Source organism: Jiulongibacter sediminis (genome assembly GCF_001306455.1).
Classification (GTDB): domain Bacteria; phylum Bacteroidota; class Bacteroidia; order Cytophagales; family Spirosomataceae; genus Jiulongibacter; species Jiulongibacter sediminis.
In genome coordinates this window covers 802240-821787 of record NZ_LGTQ01000005.1, presented here as the reverse complement: position 1 = coordinate 821787, position 19548 = coordinate 802240, and the positions used below count along the sequence as shown (strand labels likewise).

The window sequence follows — 19548 nt, the reverse complement described above, 5'->3', positions numbered from 1 at the left end:
TTACTTTTTTGAGGCCGCTGTTTTGGTTCTTGGAGTGACTTTTTTACCAGCAACTTTTGCAATATCTGAAGGGGTGATGGAATTTTGAAGGAAAGTACCCCAGGTACAATTGTTCACACCTGGTTTAACGTTTTTTGCACGTTCAATAGCCATTTTTGCCACTTGATCCACCACCCAGGTGAAATTCTCTGATCCTACTGAATACGAGTCAGCATCCGGAGAGGGGTTACATAGGTCAATCGCGTACGGAACTCCATCTTTTACGGCAAACTCCACCGCATTAAAATCATAGCCTAAAGCCTTGTTAATAGCGAGGGTATATTCTTCTATTTTTTTTAGTAGTTTTTTTAATGATGGTCCACTGCTGGCTGGCTGGGTAGCATATCTCAAATGTCTTGGATTTCTTGGCTCGTAGGGCATGATGTGAACATGCTTTTGATCTATGCAATAGCATCTGAAATAATCAGTAAACTCGATTTCTTCCTGAAGCATCATCACCAGCTGTCCGGTGCTTTCATGTTTTGCCCAAAGGTCATCAATGCCAGTCACTCTGTAAATACTTCTCCAGCCACCACCCGCATGTGGTTTCATGTAGGCCGGGAAACCAATATGACTAAACATTTCTTCCCACTCCATCGGAAATTTCAGGTTTCTGAATGTGGTCTCTGATGTGTCGTCAGGCCGTTCTTTGGAGGGCAATAAAACTGTTTTAGGGACAGGGATCCCTAGTTTGGCGGCCAAACAATTATTGAAAAATTTCTCATCTGCACTCCACCAGAACGGATTATTAATAACTGATGTACCATGCAAGGCCGCATTTTTTAGATAAGCTCTGTAGAAAGGTACTTCATGCGAAATTCTGTCAATAATAACATCATATTCAGTAGGATCTGAATGGTTTACCTTGCCTATTAGTACAGGCTCGGCAATGATCCCCTTTTTACCGGTAAGTTCGTTTATATGTTCAATCAAAGCATACGGGAAGGTATTCTCCATCCCAAAAAGAATCCCGATTTTTTTCATGTCTTATTTCAGAGGGTTTAAAGCCATTTTTCAGGCAATAGCTAGTATAAAAACGCTTCAAGATACTCAGGAAAAGCCGTATTCCATAAAGTTGAATCTGCCTCTATTTGCTTTTTTTCATCATACCAGTGATCAATTTGTTTTTGACCCAAAAGCTTTGACATTTTAAGACTTTCATCCCTGTTTTTATCACTATCTGAGGTGCCTAGTACAATTTTCAGATGATTAAAAATCCAGCTCTCAGCACCGGGAATAAAATCGTAGGGACTATTGAAATAGACATTGTCATCAAAGTAGTCATCAAGAAAGCGTCGAATATCGAACATCCCGCTCATCGAGATAACAAAATTTGTAAGATCGGGATATTTGAAAGCAAAATTCAGAGCATGATACGCTCCAAAGTCTATTCCGGCAAGTCCAACACGGTGAACATTACACTCCCGTTGAAGAAGCGGTACAAGTTCTTCTTTTAAAAAACGGGCGTACAGCTGATAATTAAAGATTTTACTGTTTGAAGAAAGCTCAGTTGAAAAGAAACTATCCAAATCAATGCTATCAATGGCGTAGATTTTAATCTCACCATGTTCTATTTTATCAGAGACTGAATGAGTCAGACCTAAATTTTCTATTTGACGGCCATCAGTGCCGGCTGGTGGAAACACGAGTATAGGATAGCCCCAATGTCCATGAATATGCAATTGAAGGGTTCTTCCGAGGCTATGTGAGTAAAAGGGTCTTTGTTCTTTTTGCACGAGATAAGGGTTGGTTACGGAAGTAAGGGATTTTTTTCAAAAAAAGCAGGTATTTGTTGAGGAAAGAAAGGTTTGGAGGTCGGGTTTAACAACAAAAAAGCAGTCACTATGGACTGCTTTTTTTCAATACTTTATTACTCAACACCTTTTATCTCGATGAAGACTCATCTTTTTTGGTCTGAGCTACTTTGCCAATTGCCAGGAGCTGGTCTACCGAACGATATCCCAAAACCTGATGAACCACTTTCTGCGTGTTAGGGTCAATGAAATAAAGTGTTGGATAGGCTCTGACACCGAACTTCTGAGCGAGCGTAGGACCTTCACCTTTTTCCATATCAAATTTGGCACTGACAAATGTCTGATTGAAATATTTACCAAGTTCCTTATCAGGGAAAACTTTGGCCTGTAACATTTTACAAGGGCCGCACCAAGAGGTATAGGCGTCCATAAAAATAAGTTTGTTTTCTTTTTTAGCCTTGGCTACCACAGAGGCCCAATTGGCATCATGTTCAAAAGAAATTCCCTGCTGGGCGAAGCTTCCGAAAGCGAAAAACGAAAGCAGTAAGGAAAGTACAAGTGTTTTCTTCATTATTGTTGGTTTGTTCAATTCAAAAGATACAACGCTCCCAACAGTCTGTTGGTTTGCTAAGAACGCTGCGTCAGTGTTATTCTTATGTTAAGAGAAACAATTACCAAGCCAGAATTAATCCTCGTCATCATCTTCCTCTTCTACAGGCTTATCTTTTGAATAAGAGTCTTCTTCTTCCTCGTCGCTGTCGGTGTTGATATAGTCGAGATCGCTGTATTTGTCAGAGTATTCTTCTTTTACATCATCTCTAAGATTACCATCATCATCAAAATCATCATCATCTTCAATGATCTCTTCGGCTCTCTCAACAGTCATTCTAACCAGATAATATTTTTCATCTGTTTCAAACGGTAACGCAGAAACGTAAAGGCCATCTTTATTGGTAAATCTGATCAGGTGGTCAGAGAAACCGTAGGGATAAGACAGTTTTATCTGTTCCTGAATATGGTTTTCCAGCTTGTCAAAATCTTTAATTACCCGAGGTTTGCTTGAGTTTGGAGTCATTTTGAAATTTTCTTAAAACACCTTGTTAAATATCTGTGCGAATTAAGACCAAAAGCCATGTAAAAAACAAAAGCTTTCGACATTTTTTTGGGAATATTCACACAAGGAAATCAACTCAATAACCAAGTTTTTATTCTTTATTCAAAATCGGTTCCTATTGAAAATGTACCGGCCAAAACTATTATTCAGAGAGTTAACCGGTTAAATTGAATTCAATTCAATCAGTTTTTCAATTACTCATTGCAAATGAATATTAAGGACAGCCATCCTGTTTAACTTCTTTGTTTCTTTCAGCGAAAGTCTCTTTTTGAGCTGCCAGAGTCTGACCGAGAACTTTTAGTTCATATCCACCTTCCACTACCATTTTTACATATCCTTTTTTACAAACCGGCCCCCACTGTAAGCTGCTTCCTGTGGTAAAACCGGTGTGAATGTAGGCGACCTCTTGACCGGCAATGTTTAGGCCGACTCTCGGAAACGCAACACCAAATTGAATATCTACCGGTGAACCAATAAAAGCCCCCGAATCAAAAGTGCCATCCGTAAATTTGTCATTACCAATACTACCGGATGTACTCACCGAAGAGCCCTTATACTCAAATCCGGCGTCTGCCGATAAAGCAATGTTACTACTGGCTGTAGCTGAAGAATTAACATCAGGCATGGTTAACTGCGTAACAAACTGAATACCGATATCAATAGAAACAGGGATTGGTAGGGGTACAGGGCCTGAAGGAGTAGGAATAAACCGAATCGGAATTTTTAAAGCTACACCGGGAAGTTTCAGGCTATGGGAACCAGATTTGGTACCAGCTGCACTCAAAGATAGTTTAAGGTCAGCAGTGATGCCTTTATTCTCAGATTTGAAAGTTTTCAACTCACCGCTTGAGATTCCTATTTGAGTCTGTTGGGTTGGTAGTTTTACGGTGCCTTCAGCGGTGAATGCAGCTGTGGCTGATCCCCCCACTTTCTTGGCCATTTTAAAGGTGAATTTGCATGCATTGATTTTATCGCCTTCTAGCTGTGGTTCTATTTGAATGAGGTGATCTATTCCGCCAGAGCTGTATTGGACCTCAATAGGTCCTCTTCTTCTCAGATTAGCAATTGGTACTTCATATTGTCCGTCGATGACGATGGCACTGGCTTGATCCCACTCAGGAGTTATTTCCCAGTTGAGTTCACCATCTTTTATGACATCCGTTAGTGCAGCATCCGCTGTTTTTATTTCATAGTTTCCACCGGATTTACTCACAGAGACGACCTTTCTCATGTATTCACCCGGAACCAGAATAGTTTCTCCGGCTTCAGGTTCTTTGCTAAATGCATCTCCCTGAAAAGTGTAAACCTGCGAGGCCGTGTCAATAGCAATTACAGGGTTAGATCCTTCCTCCAATACAATTGCATCACTCTGATATTCTATATTCAAAGCATTAGCTTGTGGGTTCGGGTCGTTCGATTTATTACAGGCAATTACACTTAATACAATAGCAGATGCAAGTAGTTTAAAGCTCTTTTTCATGACAATCAGATAGTTTTCAGGCTCCATTTTAAGACAAAAGGTCAGAAATGAAAATTGTTTTATTTTATGGCTTTTGCCAACAAAGTACTCCTTGAACGGAGAGCATTCGCCAAAAGAAAAGAATAAGAGAGCATGAAACCATTAAATTGTTTGCCTGGCCTTTATATCAGTGTAAATGGTTGAATATACTTTGTAATTGGTCGATTGGAAGGCGTCAGCAAACTCAGGTTTCCTAAGAATTTAAAAGATTAGAAATCCCACTGAAAACTCAATACAGGGGTAAACCCGGCACCTCGATAAAGTAAATAGGTTTGCTGTGTATTAAAATTAAAGCCAATGCTGCTTGGGTTTTGCCTGTTCAATACATTTTGAATATCAAGGTTTATTTTCCCCGAAACCTTTGAACCGTTATAACTGTAAGAAATACGGCCATCCATTCGCTGATAAGGGGGCACTTGACCTGAATAAGTTCGCTCCAGATCGTTGACATAGTAGCCTTTCTCTATGGTTTCAGAAATGATTGGTGGAGTGTACCTGAAACCTCCCTTATACAAATAACGGCCTCCAATCTGGAGAATACGGCCTTTTTTGAAATAAAATTCCTTTCCCAAAGTGAGTGTGCTGCTATATCTTGAATTAAACCTTGAATTAAAGGTTCGGCCATCAGGCATGGTATATTTGGCATCAAAAACGGACGCGTTTAACAGAAAATAATAGCTATTACTAAAGGTTTTCTCTAAAGCGAGGTCAACTCCCTTATTTTCTCCTTTTCCCTCGCTTATTACTGCAAATTCCGGGTAATTACCTCCGGAGTTTAACATCCAGTAATTCGAGTCCTCATCTGGTGATGTCGGTATGTTTCTCAATCGCTGATGATAAGCCTCGAGCGAAAAACGCATTCGGTTTTTTGTGTAAAGATGATAAGCGAGAACGACATGGCGAGCCTTCATTAGATCCAGATCATTATTGACAAGTTCTCCTCCTTCTGCCTGATAAAAATAGTTCATCATTGGCGGTATCTGGCTATGGATTCCATAGCTCAAACTAAGCTTTTGATTTGCCACCGGGGTAAACTGGATAGAAGCCCTGGGCTCCAAAGATCCTTTGCCATTCAGTCCCAGCCTTAATAAGTGGTAGCCGCCGTTTATTCGCCATCTGTTTTTGAGAAAGCTGAATTGTGAATAATGCTGAAAAGTACTTGTTTGCCCCGCTCCGCTAACAGCGACCTCAGTTTGTAATTCATTAATGTCCGAGATATTATTTCGTGCCGTTTTTTCTTTGAGGAAATCAAAACTGATATAGTTCAAAATCAGGCCACTTTTAAAAAGAAAGCTTTCGGTGAGTTTCTGATTTAAAGTAAAAGAGGTGGCCACTCTTTTGTCAATGTATTGTTGAGTTTCATATCTATAGCGTTCATTACTCAGACTCAGGGTATCATTCATTACCTTGATATCACTACCCATTAGGGCTACTACCGTCTTTAAATAACCTCTGCGATTTATTCGGTATGTATTGGTTAAACCAATTGCAGCCATATTTGCAGGTCTGACCCGATCTTCTGAATGATTTGCAATACCCAGATCACGTTCTTCGGGGTTTTCAACAGGCTGATAGTTTTCTTCACTCAATCCACCTAAGCCAAAAAATGTAGTGACAGATTTCTGGTTTTTTGAGTTAAAAGTGAGGTTGAAGCTTAAATCCTGAAATTCATTGGTTACCCTTTCTCCAACGAAATTAAAGCCCATGGCTGAGAGTAAGCCGAGAGTAGAATATCGGTAATTGATTAAATATGAAGATCTTTCGTTTTTAATTGGGCCTTCTGTGGCGAAGTCAAGGCCGAGAAGGCCAATTTTTACCCGGTGCTCTCTTTTATAAAAATTACCGGGCCTGAAATGGATGTCAAAGGCTCCGCTCAAGGCGTTTCCATATTCTGCCGCAAAGCCACCGGTATTGAAATCAGATTTGGCCAGTAACTGGGCAGAAAAAACGGTGATTCCCCCTCCGGATGAACCAATTACGGCAAAATGGTTAGGGTTTGGAATGTCAATTCCCTCAAGACGCCAAAGAATACCGACTGGAGAATTACCGCGGACAACGATCTGATTTTCATTATCATCAGCTCCAATGGTGACGCCGGGGTAGGAGAGAACCACCCTTCCTGGGTCATTTATCCCTGCTGGAATCCGTTCGGTTTCTTCTGAGGTAAAAGAGCGTGTGCTTACTGCAGAAAGCTCATTTAAAGGCTCAAACGCATTCTTATTCGCTGTAACCACCACTTCCGAGCCTTGAATACTTCCGGGGCTGAGTTCGATTTGCAGATAGGTTTCTTTTGAGCTTTGGTGCAGAAAACTCTCCGTTTCGGTAGGTTCATAACCTAAAAAAGTAATTCTAATGAAGTGCCTTCCTGGCGGGATATCTTTGAGCTCAAACAAGCCATTTTCATCCGTAAGGCCACCGTTCCCGTCCATCTTTCCATCCAAAATGACTGTAGCACCACTTAATGGCTCCTGAGTAACAGCATCCGAAATGATTCCCCTGATGCTCTGCTGAGCATTGGCCATAGAGGCCAGAAAAATCAAGAATAATAATAGTGGTGTCTTCATCAAAGGTTAAGGTATTTGCCCAATTTCAGATTTTTTAGGCAATCAGGGCACTTTTTTGTTCAGAAAATTGATAGATTGCTTTCAAACGACCCTTTTTATGAAACTCAGAAACCTTTCCTTTTGCCTTTGTTTTTTCTTAATATCATTCGCTATTCAGGCTCAAAAAGAAATTCAGAAGGCTATTCAGACACAGTTTATCCTCGCCGAAGACGGCAGCACTATAGAGCTTGATGAAGGTCGGTTTGAAATCAATACGACGTTGTCTCTTGAGGGGAAAAAAAATATAACTATTAAAGGAAAGGGAATAGGTAAAACAGTTTTGGATTTTGCCAACCAAACCGATGGAGCGGAGGGTATTCGCCTCAGTAATCTAAAGGATGTCACACTTCAGGATCTTTCCGTATTAAATGCTGCCGGGGATGCGGTTAAAGCTATGAACGTGAAAGGCGTCAAATTCATCCGAGTTGAAACAGCCTGGGAGGGAAAACCAAAGGCCTCAAACGGAGCTTATGGACTCTACCCGGTAATGTGCAAAGATGTTTTCATTCAGGGCTGTATAGCCCGCGGGGCTTCAGATGCCGGTATTTATGTGGGACAATCTAAAAATATTGTAGTCAAAGAGAGCATTGCAAAAGAGAATGTGGCTGGAATTGAGATTGAGAATTCTCAAAATGCCGAGGTCTATGATAATATTGCCACAGGAAATACTGGCGGAATTCTGGTATTTGACTTACCTGATTTGGTTCAAAAAAAAGGAGGTAATGTTAAAGTTTATGAGAATGTGATTGAGGCCAATAATTACAAAAACTTTGCTCCTAAAGGGAATATTGTCGGCAAAGTTCCACCCGGAACGGGCGTTTTGATTCTGGCCACCTCGGATGTAGAAGTTTACAAAAATGTAATCAAAGACAATCGGTCGATGGGGGTGGGGGTTATCTCTTATTATTTGACTGAGAACCCAATTAATGATAAGGAGTATTATCCGTATCCTACCAATATCTCTATTCGAGAAAATGTTTTTGAGCGGAAGTCTCAGAAAGCCACTTCACAGGGAAGGTTCGGGAAAATGTATCGCTTTGTCCTGAGATTTGGAAAAGATGTTCCCTTTATTCAATGGGATGGAATAACTGACGAAGACAATAAAGATTGGGTTTTATGCGTCGAAGACAATACAAATGCCACTTTCGCTAATCTGGACGCTGAAAATAACTTTGAGAATGTGAGCAGGGAGATGGTAGAGTGTGAGCGTTAGAATTTCCGGCTTATATTTTTATCTCCGTTGACTCCCTGATTACCGACTTTTAAGCAAATTGCATTTTATCCAATAAATTTAGTGAAAGCTTTCCTATCTCTTATTTTTCTATTTTTTCTTTCAATGGGTGTTCAGGCACAAAATTCTGAAAATCTCGTGCTTATCACTTTAGATGGATTCAGGTGGCAGGAGCTCTTCAGAGGGGCTTCTGAAGAATTGATTCTTACTGAGCCCGAGAATGAAAAGGCAAGTTCAGAAAAATTCAGATATCGTGAAAAGCTTATGCCTTTCATGTGGGGTGTTATTGCGAGCGAAGGCTTTATTGCCGGTAATCAGGATTGTGGAAGCATAGTCAGGGTTCAAAACCGCTTTGGATTTTCTTATCCTGGCTATAATGAACTTTTGACGGGTAAAAGGGATCTTCGAATTCACTCTAACCGAAAAAAATGGAACCCGAACAGGAATGTTTTAGAAGTCATTAATAGTGAGGAACAGTATAAGGGTAAGGTGAGTGTTCACAGTACGTGGGATGCCATGCCGTATATTATCAACGCCAAACGCTCTAAGATCAAGGTCTATTCGTCTCAGCAAGATGAACATAAGAGAAAAGAAAGAAAAGGATTGTTTACCAATGATAGTTTAACCTATGTTTCAGCTTTAGCATCGTTGAAGAAAAACGAAAGTAAGGTTGTTTACATTTCCTTTGATGCGACGGATGAGAAAGCTCACAGAGCCGAATACGGAAATTACCTGGAAGCTGCCAACAGAATAGATACGTACATTGAGAGCCTGTGGGTATATTGCCAGTCTGATTCGAACTATAAAGACAAAACCACCTTTTTGATTACCACCGATCATGGGAGAGGCTATTCAAAAAAATGGAGTGAACATGGATTGCTGGTTTCTGGTAGTAAGAACATATGGTTGGCTGGCATTGGACCTGCGGTCATCAAAGCCGGAGAAATGGAAAATGAAAAGCCGATCTATCAGAATCAAATTGCTGCCGCACTTCTGAATGTACTGGGTATAAAAAAGAAACTGCCTAAAACAGCTGGAAAATCACCAAAAAGGCTACTGTCCGCTCGATAATTACTCCAAGTCTCTGATTTTGAAGTATTTATGATTTTGACTGGAACATATACTTGTCCGAGGGTCTTTTTAGCCTTGCGAAAATCATTTTGATCAAAACTGTAACAATTGATTAATCAGTTCCCTATCTTTGATCCTCTTAGTTTGCGAAATTCAGGAAATTGAAAAAACTAACTGCAGGCTTGTTGGGACTTTTGACAATGTGCATCAGTACATTGCTACCGCTGTATTTGGTTTTTCAGCTTCACTTAGAGAGTCGGTTGGATACTTCAACCATATCACCGGGCCCTCTGTCCGAAAGCTCAGAAATTACATTAAAAATACCTATTGCTCTCCCATATGCTACAGATTGGGAGCAGCCTCGAGAGTCAGAAGGACTTTTCCAGCACGGGGATAAATTTTATACTCTTGTAAGTAAAACATATCAAAGTGATACGCTTTATGTAACGGCCATTGAAAACAGTAATGCAAGGGATATTTTTACCATGCTTTCTGATCATTTTGAGCAGTCGCCAGAACCCTCGGAGGCTCCTCAAGATCAAGGTCAATGGTTAGCCAAACTGCTTCAGAATACTTATTTTTCGCAAGATTATCATCAGGTTTTGTTTTCAGATTCTTATGCTTTAAAAGCAGAGTTGGTGAAGTATAGGCCTGAAAATAGTATTTATACTTCCCACTTCTTAGGAGTTCTCACTCCACCACCAGATTTTGTGTGATAGACAGTTTAAGTAATGTATGAAATCAGCTTTAGTTGCTCAAAAGCTTGCTTTATGGCTGAGTATGCATAATGACTGTCTGAATTTTATAATGATCTTAAACCAGGATCATTCTCTTATTTCATAATCATACAAAAAACAGGACAATGAACATTATTTCGTTGAGCCCTCAGGCGTACGTATATGGCCATGAGGTGTTCTATAAAAATCAATTATATCGTCTCATATTACTTCTGACGATAACATTACTGAGCTTTAAACTGGCAAAAGCCCAAACCCCGGATGACGCTATTTTAATGAACTCTGGCGAGGCTTGCGTTTTGCTCAATTATTCTGATGCTCAATTTGACCATTACTGGGAGGGCTCAGGACTCCGAGTAAATGAGACAATCGCCACGGTAAGCAGAAATACAGTGATGCCAATGATAGCCGTTGGAGTAATACCGCGGTTAAATTTTTATATAGCGACTCCCTATGTGCAGACTTCTTCATCAAATCCGAACGGGGGGCGTTTTGCCGGAGCATCGGGTTTACAGGATCTAAGCCTGGCTGCAAAATATGAGCTCATTCAGAAAGAGAGTAAGGTAGGAAACTTTTCAGCCCTGGCGTCAATCGGCTTTTCAACTCCTATGAGCAACTATCTCTCTGATTACATGCCCTACAGCCTTGGGCTGGGAACTCCCCAATTTAATTATTCCGCTATCGCCCAATATGGATTCAAAAAAGGACCATATCTGAGAATATCCGGTGCTTATTTATGGAGAGGTTATACCGAGGCCGAACGTGATTATTATTATAACGGAGGCAGTTTTTATACTCCATGGATGGATGTTCCGAATGCATTTGCTGTCAATGGAGTTCTGGGCTCCTGGCTATTTGGAAACAGGATAAAACTTGAAGCTAACCTTAACAGATTTCAAAGTCTCTCAGGGGATGATATCAGGGCTTATAATGCTGCTCAGCCAACCAATAAAGTAGAGACAACCTCTGCAGGAATCTTAGGTCAATACTATCCAAAGAACCTGAAAGGACTGGGTTTCGTGGTAAATCATATTAGAACTCTATCAGGTAGAAATAGCGGGAAGCTAAACAGTACGAGTATTGGTCTTACTTACCAATTCGGTTTTCTGAAAAAAGAAAAGTGAAATTAATTTAAAAGAATCTTCCCTAAAATTTTTTAGCTGAAAGTCTGAAGCTATTAATGATTTATTGGGGGTTAAAAACATCATAATGAAACGATTATATTCAATCTTATTATTACTAGGCTTTTTAGCCTTGAATTCCTGCGAAAAGGAACTGCCTGAATTACTGAACTATAGAAGTTATGAATTCAATGATCTGGATGAAAATGCCGGAGAATGGAACACTGTTCTTGGCATTACGGATTCTCAAATTCAGATAGAAGTACCCGCTGGAGTTGGTTCTTCTTCCTATTTGCAAGAATTGCAGCAATTGAAAGACCGACAGAAAAGTACAAGTGGCGAGGAACGTAAAAGTGTAACGTACTGGACAAGCAATCCTACGAACCGATGGAACGAGATTGCTTTGGAGTTGATAGCTAAGTACAATATCATACCAGGCCCGAATGATGACGGAACGTACACACTGCCGAACCCTGCAAGTCCTGAAGGGCCCCCGGCCTTTCCTTTTGCACATCCGCCATACGCCTGTAGAGCACTGGCTTATTTATCTGTAGCACAATATGATGGTCAGGTATTGGCTTGGAAATATAAATACAGATATAACCGCCCGGCTCCATATTCTGTGGATGAAGATATCGCCTCAGCCTATGTCAAAAGTACGCTTCCATCTTACCCATCAGAAGGTGCTGTGGTGGCAGAAGCCTCAAAAGCTATTTTAACAGCAATGTTTCCTCTAGAAAAAGAATATTTAGAGCAAAAAGCGGCAGAACACCTGAATTCAATTTACATGGCGGGTTCAGCAGTTCAAAGTGATATTGATGCCGGGGTTAAAATAGGAAAAGAAGTGGCAGCCATTGCCCTGACCAGAGCTTCAGGAGATGGCATGAAAAATGCCCAGGCACCCAAAGCCGTTTCAGATTCCATCAAAAATGCGGCACTGGAGCGATTTGGCTGGGCCTGGGATAATCTGGAGATTCCGGTGAGACCAGTCGGATTAACCCCTCTTTTTGGCAAAGTAAAAATGTGGAGCATTGATAATGTAGAGAGTGTTAGGCCTATTCCACCGCCTGCTATTGGGTCAAAAGCGTATGAAGATGACGTGGTCCTGCTCAAAAACTACGCAAAAAATATGAACGAAAATTACCGTCGCATTGCCAATTTCTGGCAGGATGGCCTCGGTACCTACACGCCACCAGGCCACTGGAACAGAATAGCCAAGGAAATAATCGTAGAAGAGAAGCTGAACCCCATTAGAACAGCCAGGGTATATGCTTATATGAATATGGCCATCATGGATGGTGGTATCAGCTGCTGGGATGCCAAATACTACTATCATTACCCCAGACCTATTCAGATGATTGAGGGCTTTGAGACAATAGCGGGGACACCGAATTTCCCAAGTTATACCTCGGGTCATAGCGTTTTCTCGGCGGCGGGTTCTGAGGTTTTAGCCTACTTTTTCCCCGACAGAGCTGCCGTTTTGCGTGGGTGGGCTGAAGAAGCGGCTATTTCCCGAGTATACGGAGGTATTCACTGGAGTTTTGATGCGACCGTCGGTACTGATCAGGGCCGGAAAGTGGCTACCTTCAGTATAGATAAAGCCAGATTGGATGCGGCAGAATAAGTTATTTATCCTTTTAAAGTGGAAACAGCCGGCCAATTGGTCGGCTGTTTTGATTCTATCTTGTTCGATACTGATATTCTACCGGTTCAATGTATGTTTAGTTTTTTTGTTGATGTCGAAAATTCAGTAGCTTAGATTACCCTAACTCTAAAATTCAATGATAACTAAAGCCGTAAAGTTTATTCCAGTCTTTTTATTGCTGATTTGCCTTAGCTCTTATGGTCAATCTCCACTGGTCTCAAAAGGTTTTATTTATGATGAGGCCCCTTTCAAAAGCTGTCATGCTTCTACAGTCGTTGAAACGCCTTATGGAATAGCAGCGGCTTGGTTCGGTGGCACACATGAGAAACACAAGGATGTAGAAATCTACTTTAGTCGTAAACTTGAAAGTGGATGGACATCCCCTGCTTCTGTTGCCAATGGAATTCAACATGCTTCAAAACGGTACCCTACCTGGAACCCGGTTTTATTCCAAATGCCTGAAGGACCTCTTTTGCTCTTTTATAAGGTAGGTCCTGATCCAAGAAACTGGTGGGGAGAAATGAAAGAGAGTACAGATGGCGGACTAACCTGGTCTGAAGCAAGACGTTTGCCTGAAGACATATTAGGGCCAGTGAAAAATAAACCTATTCTTACTTCAGACGGTCGCCTTTTGTGTCCGAGTAGTAAGGAATTTGAAGTTGATGAAGTTGATCATTGGCAGGTTTTCATTGAAGAAACGAGTGATCTTGGTAAAACATGGACAATTTCGAAGCCATTGAATGACGGAGTAAAGACGAATGCCATTCAACCGAGTATTCTGACTTATCCGGACGGGCGACTACAAATGCTTGGCCGAAGTAAAGAAAACCGATTGATGAGTTTCTGGTCAAATGATCAGGGAAATAGCTGGTCAGAAATTGAAATTACCAATATTCCAAATCCCAATTCAGGAACGGATGCAGTTAGTCTTTCAGATGGTCGGCAATTATTGGTTTATAACCCCACTGAACGTTATGAGGGCAAATGGGGTGGGCCGCGAACACCTTTGTCAGTGGCCATTTCAAAAGATGGCGAAAACTGGGAAAAGGTCTTAGACCTTGAAACTGAGCCTGGAGAGTACTCTTATCCGGCTGTGATCCAGTCTTCTGACGGGAAAATTCATATTACTTATACATACAAACGGTCAAAAGTGAGATACGTGGTTTTAACTCCTGAGAACTTATGAGAGGCATAATTTCACCTGTAATTACTCCACTCAATGCGGACGGTTCTTTGGATCAAATCTCCTTAGGAAATATAACTGAGCGAATGATTTCAGCCGGTATTGCCGGAGTTTTTGTTTCGGGGACAACGGGAGAGTTTTCTTCGCTTTCTTATGATTTCAAGGTTAACCTGGGGAAAAGTTTGATTGAAATTGTAAAAGGAAGAGTACCCGTCTTGACTGGAATTAGCTCTACCATTCCGCTGGATTCTGTAGAACAGGGAAAAGTTGCAAAGACGCAGGGAGCAGATTTCGTGGTAGCTACTCCGCCTTATTATTTGAAAATGAATCAGGAGGAGGTTTTTGACTATTATACCTGGTTGGTCTCTGAAATTAAGCTTCCCTTATACCTCTATAATATTCCGTCTTTGACCAAAGTCAGCATTGAAAAAGAAACGGTTTTAAGACTTTCTGAAAACCCGGGGATAGTAGGTCTTAAAGACAGTTCCGGTGATCTTGAGTATTTCCAGAATATAACAGAGCAGTTTACAGGTAACGATTTTGAGATATTTATGGGACCTGAGGAGATCTTACGTGAAGCACTTAAAAATGGAGCAAACGGCGGTGTTAATGGAGGTTCAAATATCTTCCCGGAATGGTATATTGAGCTTTATCATGCTCATCAGGCCGGCGATAAGGTAAAAGTGGATACTGTTCAGCAAAAGATACTTAAATTCTCAGATCAGGTTTATGCTTTTACTAATGATGAAAACGCTTATTTGAAAGGTCTCAAAGCTGCTATGGCGATAAAAGGGCTTTGTCAAAACCACTTGTCAAATCCATTAAAGGCTTATTCTGAGGAGCAATTGGAACAAATCGCTCAAATTCTTAAAAATTTCTAATGGCTGATCAACTTGATTTCGCTGTAATTCTAATTTATCTCCTGGCCGTTTTGGCCTTTGGCTATAGTTTTTATAGTAAAAATAAAACAGCAGGAAGCTTTACCCGGGGAGATGGGCAGTTTCCGGCCTGGGCTTTGGGTATGTCTGTTTTTGCCACTTATGTCAGTAGTATAAGCTTCCTGGCCTTACCTGGAAATGCTTTTGCCGGCGATTGGAGCAGTTTTGTTTTTAGTCTGAGTATTCCGCTTGCGGCAGTCATTGCTGTTCGCTTTTTTGTGCCTTTTTACCGAAAGATTAACCGGGAGTCAGCATACACTTTTCTTGAAGAACGTTTTGGCCGGTGGGCTCGAACTTATGCTGCTTTCTGCTATTTATTAACTCAGCTGGCAAGAATGGGAGCAATCCTGTATTTATTATCACTCCCAGTTCACTCGTTAACAGGCTGGTCTGTTTCGGCAATAATTGTGATAACCGGTCTTATGGTTATGGTTTATGCTTCAATTGGAGGAATCAAGGCTGTGGTGTACACTGATGCCATTCAGGGTTTTATTCTTATTTCGGGAGCTCTTTTGTGTTTTGTGCTGTTGCTTTCGCAAATTGAAGATGGCTTCTCAGGTTTTCTGTCAATGGGTCTGGATTCGGGAAAAATGAGTTTGGGACAGTTCCAATTCAGCTTTTCAGACAGCTCTTTTTGGTTGATTTTGCTCTATGGCTTTTTCATTAATCTTCAGAATTTCGGTGCTGATCAAAGTTATATTCAGCGATATATCGGTGCCAAAACGGATGAAGGTGCCCGCCTCTCGGTATGGATGGGTGCTTTGCTCTATATCCCGGTTTCTCTCTTGTTTTTCATGATTGGTACTGCTTTATGGATTTATTACCAGCAAAACTCTGCTTTGTTACCTACTGATCTTCAGGCCGATCAGATCTTACCCTTTTATATTGTCAACGAGCTACCTTCTGGCATCAAGGGTTTGTTGATTGCCGCTATTTTATCGGCCGGAATGAGCACCGTTTCTACCAGCGTAAATAGCTCTGCCACCGTTTTGCTCGAAGATTTTTACATAAGAAGTCGTGAAGTTTCTGATCAGAATGCTCTTCGGTTTTTAAGACTTTCCTCGGGCATCATGGCCCTTTTGAGTATTGTTGTTGGATTAATGTTTATGGGTGTCAATAGTGCTTTGGATATTTGGTGGGCATTAGCTTCTATTTTCAGTGGTGGTATTCTCGGCCTAATTCTTTTAGGTCTATTTTCAGGTAAAACTTCCAATAAGGCCGCAAAGTTAGCGGTGGCCGGTGGACTGATTTTTATCATTTATTCTAGCTTGAATTCGTTATTCCCTGATCTGAAAGTAACTTTTGGCTTACATCCAAACTTCGTGATTATTATTTCGACGCTTTTGATTTTAGGAGTAGGACTGTTACTTTCAAAAACTAATCCAAAACGGTAGAAACTATGTTTGTAGGTCACTATGCAGCGGCTTTTGCCCTGAAAGGAAAAGAGAAAGGAGCGTCGCTCGGAGCCCTTTTTATAGCCACCCAGTTCGTTGATATCCTTTTTTTTCCATTTGCTTTGTTAGGTATCGAAGAATTGAATTTTCAATCTGGTATTTCTGAAGTCAATAATTTAGATTTAGCCCATGTGCCTTTTACCCATGGTTTATTGGGGTCGGTTATTTGGGCTGTTCTTTGTTATTTTCTTTATGTACTATTCCTCAAGAAGGGAGACTTAAATGCCAAAAAAATTGGACTTGTCATGGCCGTGGGAGTGCTTTCTCATTGGTTTGCGGACTTAATTGCACATACGCCGGACCTTCCGATCATTTCGGGAGAGCCTAAGCTTGGTTTTGGACTTTGGTACAATAAAGAAGCAACTTTCTTTACGGAAGCCGGCTTACTGATTCTTAGCCTGATTTACTACAACAAAAGAACAGTTGCGGTAAACACTCTTGGTAAATACGCATCCATTGGTTTCGTTTTATTTTTGATTCTCGCCAATTATATCAACTTTTACGTATTACCTCAGGAAGAAAACCTCCTGAACCTAACTATATCTGCCTTGGCTTCATACTTGTTTTTCGCAGGCCTGGCATGGTGGATTGATAAAAAAAGAATCTGAAAAATGGCAAAACTGCTCCCGCATATCACGGAAGAAATCAAAGATTTCATTCACAGTCAACATATATTCTTTACCGGCACGGCCATGAAAGACGGTCTTGTGAATGTCTCTCCAAAAGGGATGGATGCTTTGAGAGTATTGGATGATAAGACCATCGTTTGGAGAAATCTGACCGGTAGCGGAAATGAAACAGCCACTCATGTTCGTGAATTAAACCGAATAACGCTGATGTGGTGTGCTTTTGAGGGCAAACCCATGATTCTGCGTTGCTATGGAACGGCTGTGGTTTTTCATGAAAGAGATAAGGAGTTCGAACAGTATAATTCAATGTTTCCACCGGATAACGGTGCCCGGCAAATTTTCAAGGTAAACATAGAGCGTGTTCAAACCTCTTGCGGTTTCGCAGTGCCACTGATGGATTTCAAGGAAGATCGCCAAGTATTGGCGAAATGGTCTGATAATAAAGGCCGCGAAGGCATCCGAGACTACTGGCAAGAAAAGAATCTGAAGACTTTTGATGGAGTGGACACGGGGATTTTTTAATTGCCCTTCGACAAGATCAGGGGCCGGTTATTGAAATTGGCGAACTGGTCTATTGGTTGACTGGTTAATTTGTTAAAAACTTGAGCCGGAGGGAAAGTAACCGGTTGACAGTTGCAGTTTGCAGTGGGTTGAGAATAAGGATGTTCTCCTTACCTAAAACTAACGTCGTCCGTCCCTGATCAAAACCTCAAGCCTCAGACCTCCAACTTCCAACCCGAAAAACATCGGTCACCCGTCCTCAGTCATCGGTCATCGGTCAAAAAACTCACTTCCTCTCAATCTCCCTCAAATTCTCCATTCGCTTGTTTCGGAGGAAACCGTTGATGTCTTCAAAGTGCTCTTTGACACGTTTATTTCCAAATTCAAAGACTTTTTCGGCCAGACCATCCAGGAAATCCCTGTCGTGAGAAATGAGTATAATGGTGCCTTCGAAAGCTTTTAAAGCGTCTTTCAGAATATCTTTGGTTCGCAGGTCCAGATGGTTTGTGGGCTCATCTAGAATTAAGAGATTGACGGGCTGAAGCAGAAGTTTAATCATGGCTAGGCGGGTTCTTTCTCCTCCGGAAAGCATTTTAACTTTCTTATTCAAATCATCGCCTCTGAAAAGAAAGGCTCCAAGCAAATCCTTAATTTTTGTTCTGATTTCACCCTCGGCAATCTGATCGACTGTATCAAAAACCGAAATTTCTCCATCCAGCAAAGAAGCCTGATTCTGAGCAAAATATCCGATTTGGCAGTTGTGACCAACCCGTAATTCGCCTTCGAAATCGATTTCACCCATGATGGCTTTCACCATGGTAGATTTACCTTCTCCGTTTCTACCTACAAAAGCTATTTTCTGCCCTCTTTCGATGGAGAACTGAGCATCTTTAAATACCAGATAGTCGTCATAATATTTAGTTACGTGATCAGCTATGACAGGGTAGTTACCAGAACGAGGTGCCGGAGGGAATTTGATGTTTATATGAGAAGTGTCAATTTCATCCACTTCTACTATCTCCAGTTTTTCAAGCATTTTCACTCTCGATTGCACCTGAAGCGTTTTGGAGTAGGTTCCTTTGAATCGCTCAATGAATTCCTGAGTTTCAGCTATCATTTTTTGCTGGTCATTGAACTGCTTTTGCTGCTGTTCTAATCGTTCTTTCCGAAGCTGCAGATAATGAGAGTAATTGACTTTATAGTCATAGATTCGACCCATTGTGACCTCGATAGTTCGATTGGTGATATTATCAACAAAGGCTCTATCGTGTGAAATAACAATTACCGATTTGGCACTGTTGATCAGAAAATCTTCAAGCCACTGAATCGATTCAATATCCAAGTGATTTGTAGGCTCATCGAGCAGAATTAGATCGGGCTTTTTCAGTAGAATTTTGGCCAGTTCTATTCGCATCCGCCAGCCCCCACTAAATTCTCCGGTAGGTCGATCAAAGTCTGCTCTCAGAAAGCCAAGGCCCAAAAGAGTTTTCTCAATTTCCTCGTCGTAATTGACTTCTTCAATAGAATAGTAGCGTTCGCCAAGTTCAGAAACCTTCTCAATGATGGCCATGTACTCATCTGAGTCATAATCTGTACGGGTTTCAAGCTGTTTATTCAGCTCATCCATTTCAGTTTTGAGTTGCTGAATTCCAGAAAATGCTTTTGCTGTTTCCTCAAAAAGGGAGCTGTCATCTTCGGTGAGTAAATGCTGCGGCAAATAGGCAATGACAGCATCATTTGGTGCTGATATTTTCCCACGGGTTGGTTTATCTACTCCCGCGATAATTTTGAGCAGGGTCGACTTACCGGCTCCGTTTTTACCCATAAGGGCAATGCGGTCTTTTTCATTGATATTGAAAGTGATATCACTGAAAAGGGTACTTCCACTAAAATCTACGCCTACGCTATCGACTGAAATCATATTTTGCTATTTGGGCGGCAAAGATATAAATAAGAGTTATTGACTTTTTGACTTCAAAGCCTGCTCTCAAAAAAATATTATTTTATCC

Annotated in this window: 17 protein-coding genes; 10 read left to right on the top strand and 7 right to left on the bottom strand. The window is 41.1% G+C overall.

Annotated features, from left to right (window positions below):
* From AFM12_RS03660 to AFM12_RS03635, 6 genes are all read right to left on the bottom strand, one after another.
* Positions 1–1023 (bottom strand): ATP-grasp domain-containing protein, encoded by a 1023-nt coding sequence (locus AFM12_RS03660; RefSeq protein ID WP_055144012.1) that lies wholly within the window; start codon positions 1021–1023, stop codon positions 1–3.
* A gap of 41 nt (positions 1024–1064) precedes the next feature.
* Positions 1065–1775 carry an alpha/beta hydrolase-fold protein gene (locus tag AFM12_RS03655; protein WP_055144010.1) on the bottom strand — a complete coding sequence of 237 codons (711 nt, stop codon included), beginning with the start codon at positions 1773–1775 and terminating at the stop codon, positions 1065–1067.
* Positions 1776–1923: 148 nt separating this feature from the next.
* Entirely contained in the window at positions 1924–2364 is a 441-nt protein-coding gene (locus AFM12_RS03650; RefSeq protein ID WP_055144008.1) for a thioredoxin family protein, read from the bottom strand.
* Between the two features lie 114 nt (positions 2365–2478).
* On the bottom strand, positions 2479–2868 hold the full coding sequence (locus AFM12_RS03645; RefSeq protein ID WP_055144006.1) for a hypothetical protein: 390 nt from the start codon (positions 2866–2868) through the stop codon (positions 2479–2481).
* 253 nt (positions 2869–3121) lie between these two features.
* Complete coding sequence (locus AFM12_RS03640) at positions 3122–4387, bottom strand: hypothetical protein (RefSeq protein WP_131458175.1); 1266 nt, start codon at positions 4385–4387, stop codon at positions 3122–3124.
* Between the two features lie 248 nt (positions 4388–4635).
* The gene (locus AFM12_RS03635) at positions 4636–6990 is read right to left on the bottom strand and encodes a TonB-dependent receptor (RefSeq protein ID WP_082391177.1); all 2355 of its coding nucleotides are present in this window, start codon (positions 6988–6990) and stop codon (positions 4636–4638) included.
* Positions 6991–7087: 97 nt separating this feature from the next.
* Here AFM12_RS03635 and AFM12_RS03630 point away from each other — a divergent pair, with 97 nt between their 5' ends.
* The 10 genes from AFM12_RS03630 (at position 7088) to AFM12_RS03585 (ending at position 17560) form a co-directional block, all read left to right on the top strand.
* Positions 7088–8242: a parallel beta-helix domain-containing protein gene (locus AFM12_RS03630; protein WP_055143999.1), complete on the top strand. Its 1155-nt coding sequence runs from the start codon at positions 7088–7090 to the stop codon at positions 8240–8242.
* A gap of 156 nt (positions 8243–8398) precedes the next feature.
* Positions 8399–9331, top strand: a complete 933-nt coding sequence (locus AFM12_RS03625) for an alkaline phosphatase family protein (RefSeq protein ID WP_157687279.1) — start codon at positions 8399–8401, stop codon at positions 9329–9331.
* Positions 9332–9492: 161 nt separating this feature from the next.
* Positions 9493–10047, top strand: coding sequence for a hypothetical protein (locus tag AFM12_RS03620; RefSeq protein WP_131458171.1), 555 nt, complete (start codon positions 9493–9495; stop codon positions 10045–10047).
* A gap of 146 nt (positions 10048–10193) precedes the next feature.
* Positions 10194–11192, top strand: a complete 999-nt coding sequence (locus tag AFM12_RS03615) for a transporter (RefSeq protein ID WP_055143992.1) — start codon at positions 10194–10196, stop codon at positions 11190–11192.
* 85 nt (positions 11193–11277) lie between these two features.
* On the top strand, positions 11278–12813 hold the full coding sequence (locus tag AFM12_RS03610) for a vanadium-dependent haloperoxidase (RefSeq protein WP_055145114.1): 1536 nt from the start codon (positions 11278–11280) through the stop codon (positions 12811–12813).
* Positions 12814–12970: 157 nt separating this feature from the next.
* The gene (locus AFM12_RS03605; RefSeq protein ID WP_055143990.1) at positions 12971–14020 is read left to right on the top strand and encodes a sialidase family protein; all 1050 of its coding nucleotides are present in this window, start codon (positions 12971–12973) and stop codon (positions 14018–14020) included.
* Entirely contained in the window at positions 14017–14898 is an 882-nt protein-coding gene (locus AFM12_RS03600; protein WP_055143988.1) for a dihydrodipicolinate synthase family protein, read from the top strand. The genes AFM12_RS03605 and AFM12_RS03600 overlap by 4 nt, the downstream gene beginning before the upstream one ends.
* The gene (locus AFM12_RS03595) at positions 14898–16349 is read left to right on the top strand and encodes a sodium:solute symporter family protein (RefSeq protein WP_055143986.1); all 1452 of its coding nucleotides are present in this window, start codon (positions 14898–14900) and stop codon (positions 16347–16349) included. Before AFM12_RS03600 ends, AFM12_RS03595 begins: the two co-directional genes overlap by 1 nt.
* Before the next feature lie 5 nt (positions 16350–16354).
* Positions 16355–17017, top strand: a complete 663-nt coding sequence (locus tag AFM12_RS03590) for a hypothetical protein (RefSeq protein WP_055143984.1) — start codon at positions 16355–16357, stop codon at positions 17015–17017.
* Positions 17018–17020: 3 nt separating this feature from the next.
* On the top strand, positions 17021–17560 hold the full coding sequence (locus tag AFM12_RS03585; RefSeq protein WP_055143983.1) for a pyridoxamine 5'-phosphate oxidase family protein: 540 nt from the start codon (positions 17021–17023) through the stop codon (positions 17558–17560).
* Between the two features lie 265 nt (positions 17561–17825).
* Here the strand turns inward: AFM12_RS03585 and AFM12_RS03580 are convergent, their stop codons facing one another.
* Positions 17826–19460, bottom strand: a complete 1635-nt coding sequence (locus AFM12_RS03580; protein WP_055143981.1) for an ABC-F family ATP-binding cassette domain-containing protein — start codon at positions 19458–19460, stop codon at positions 17826–17828.
* Between the last annotated feature and the right edge of the window lie 88 nt (positions 19461–19548).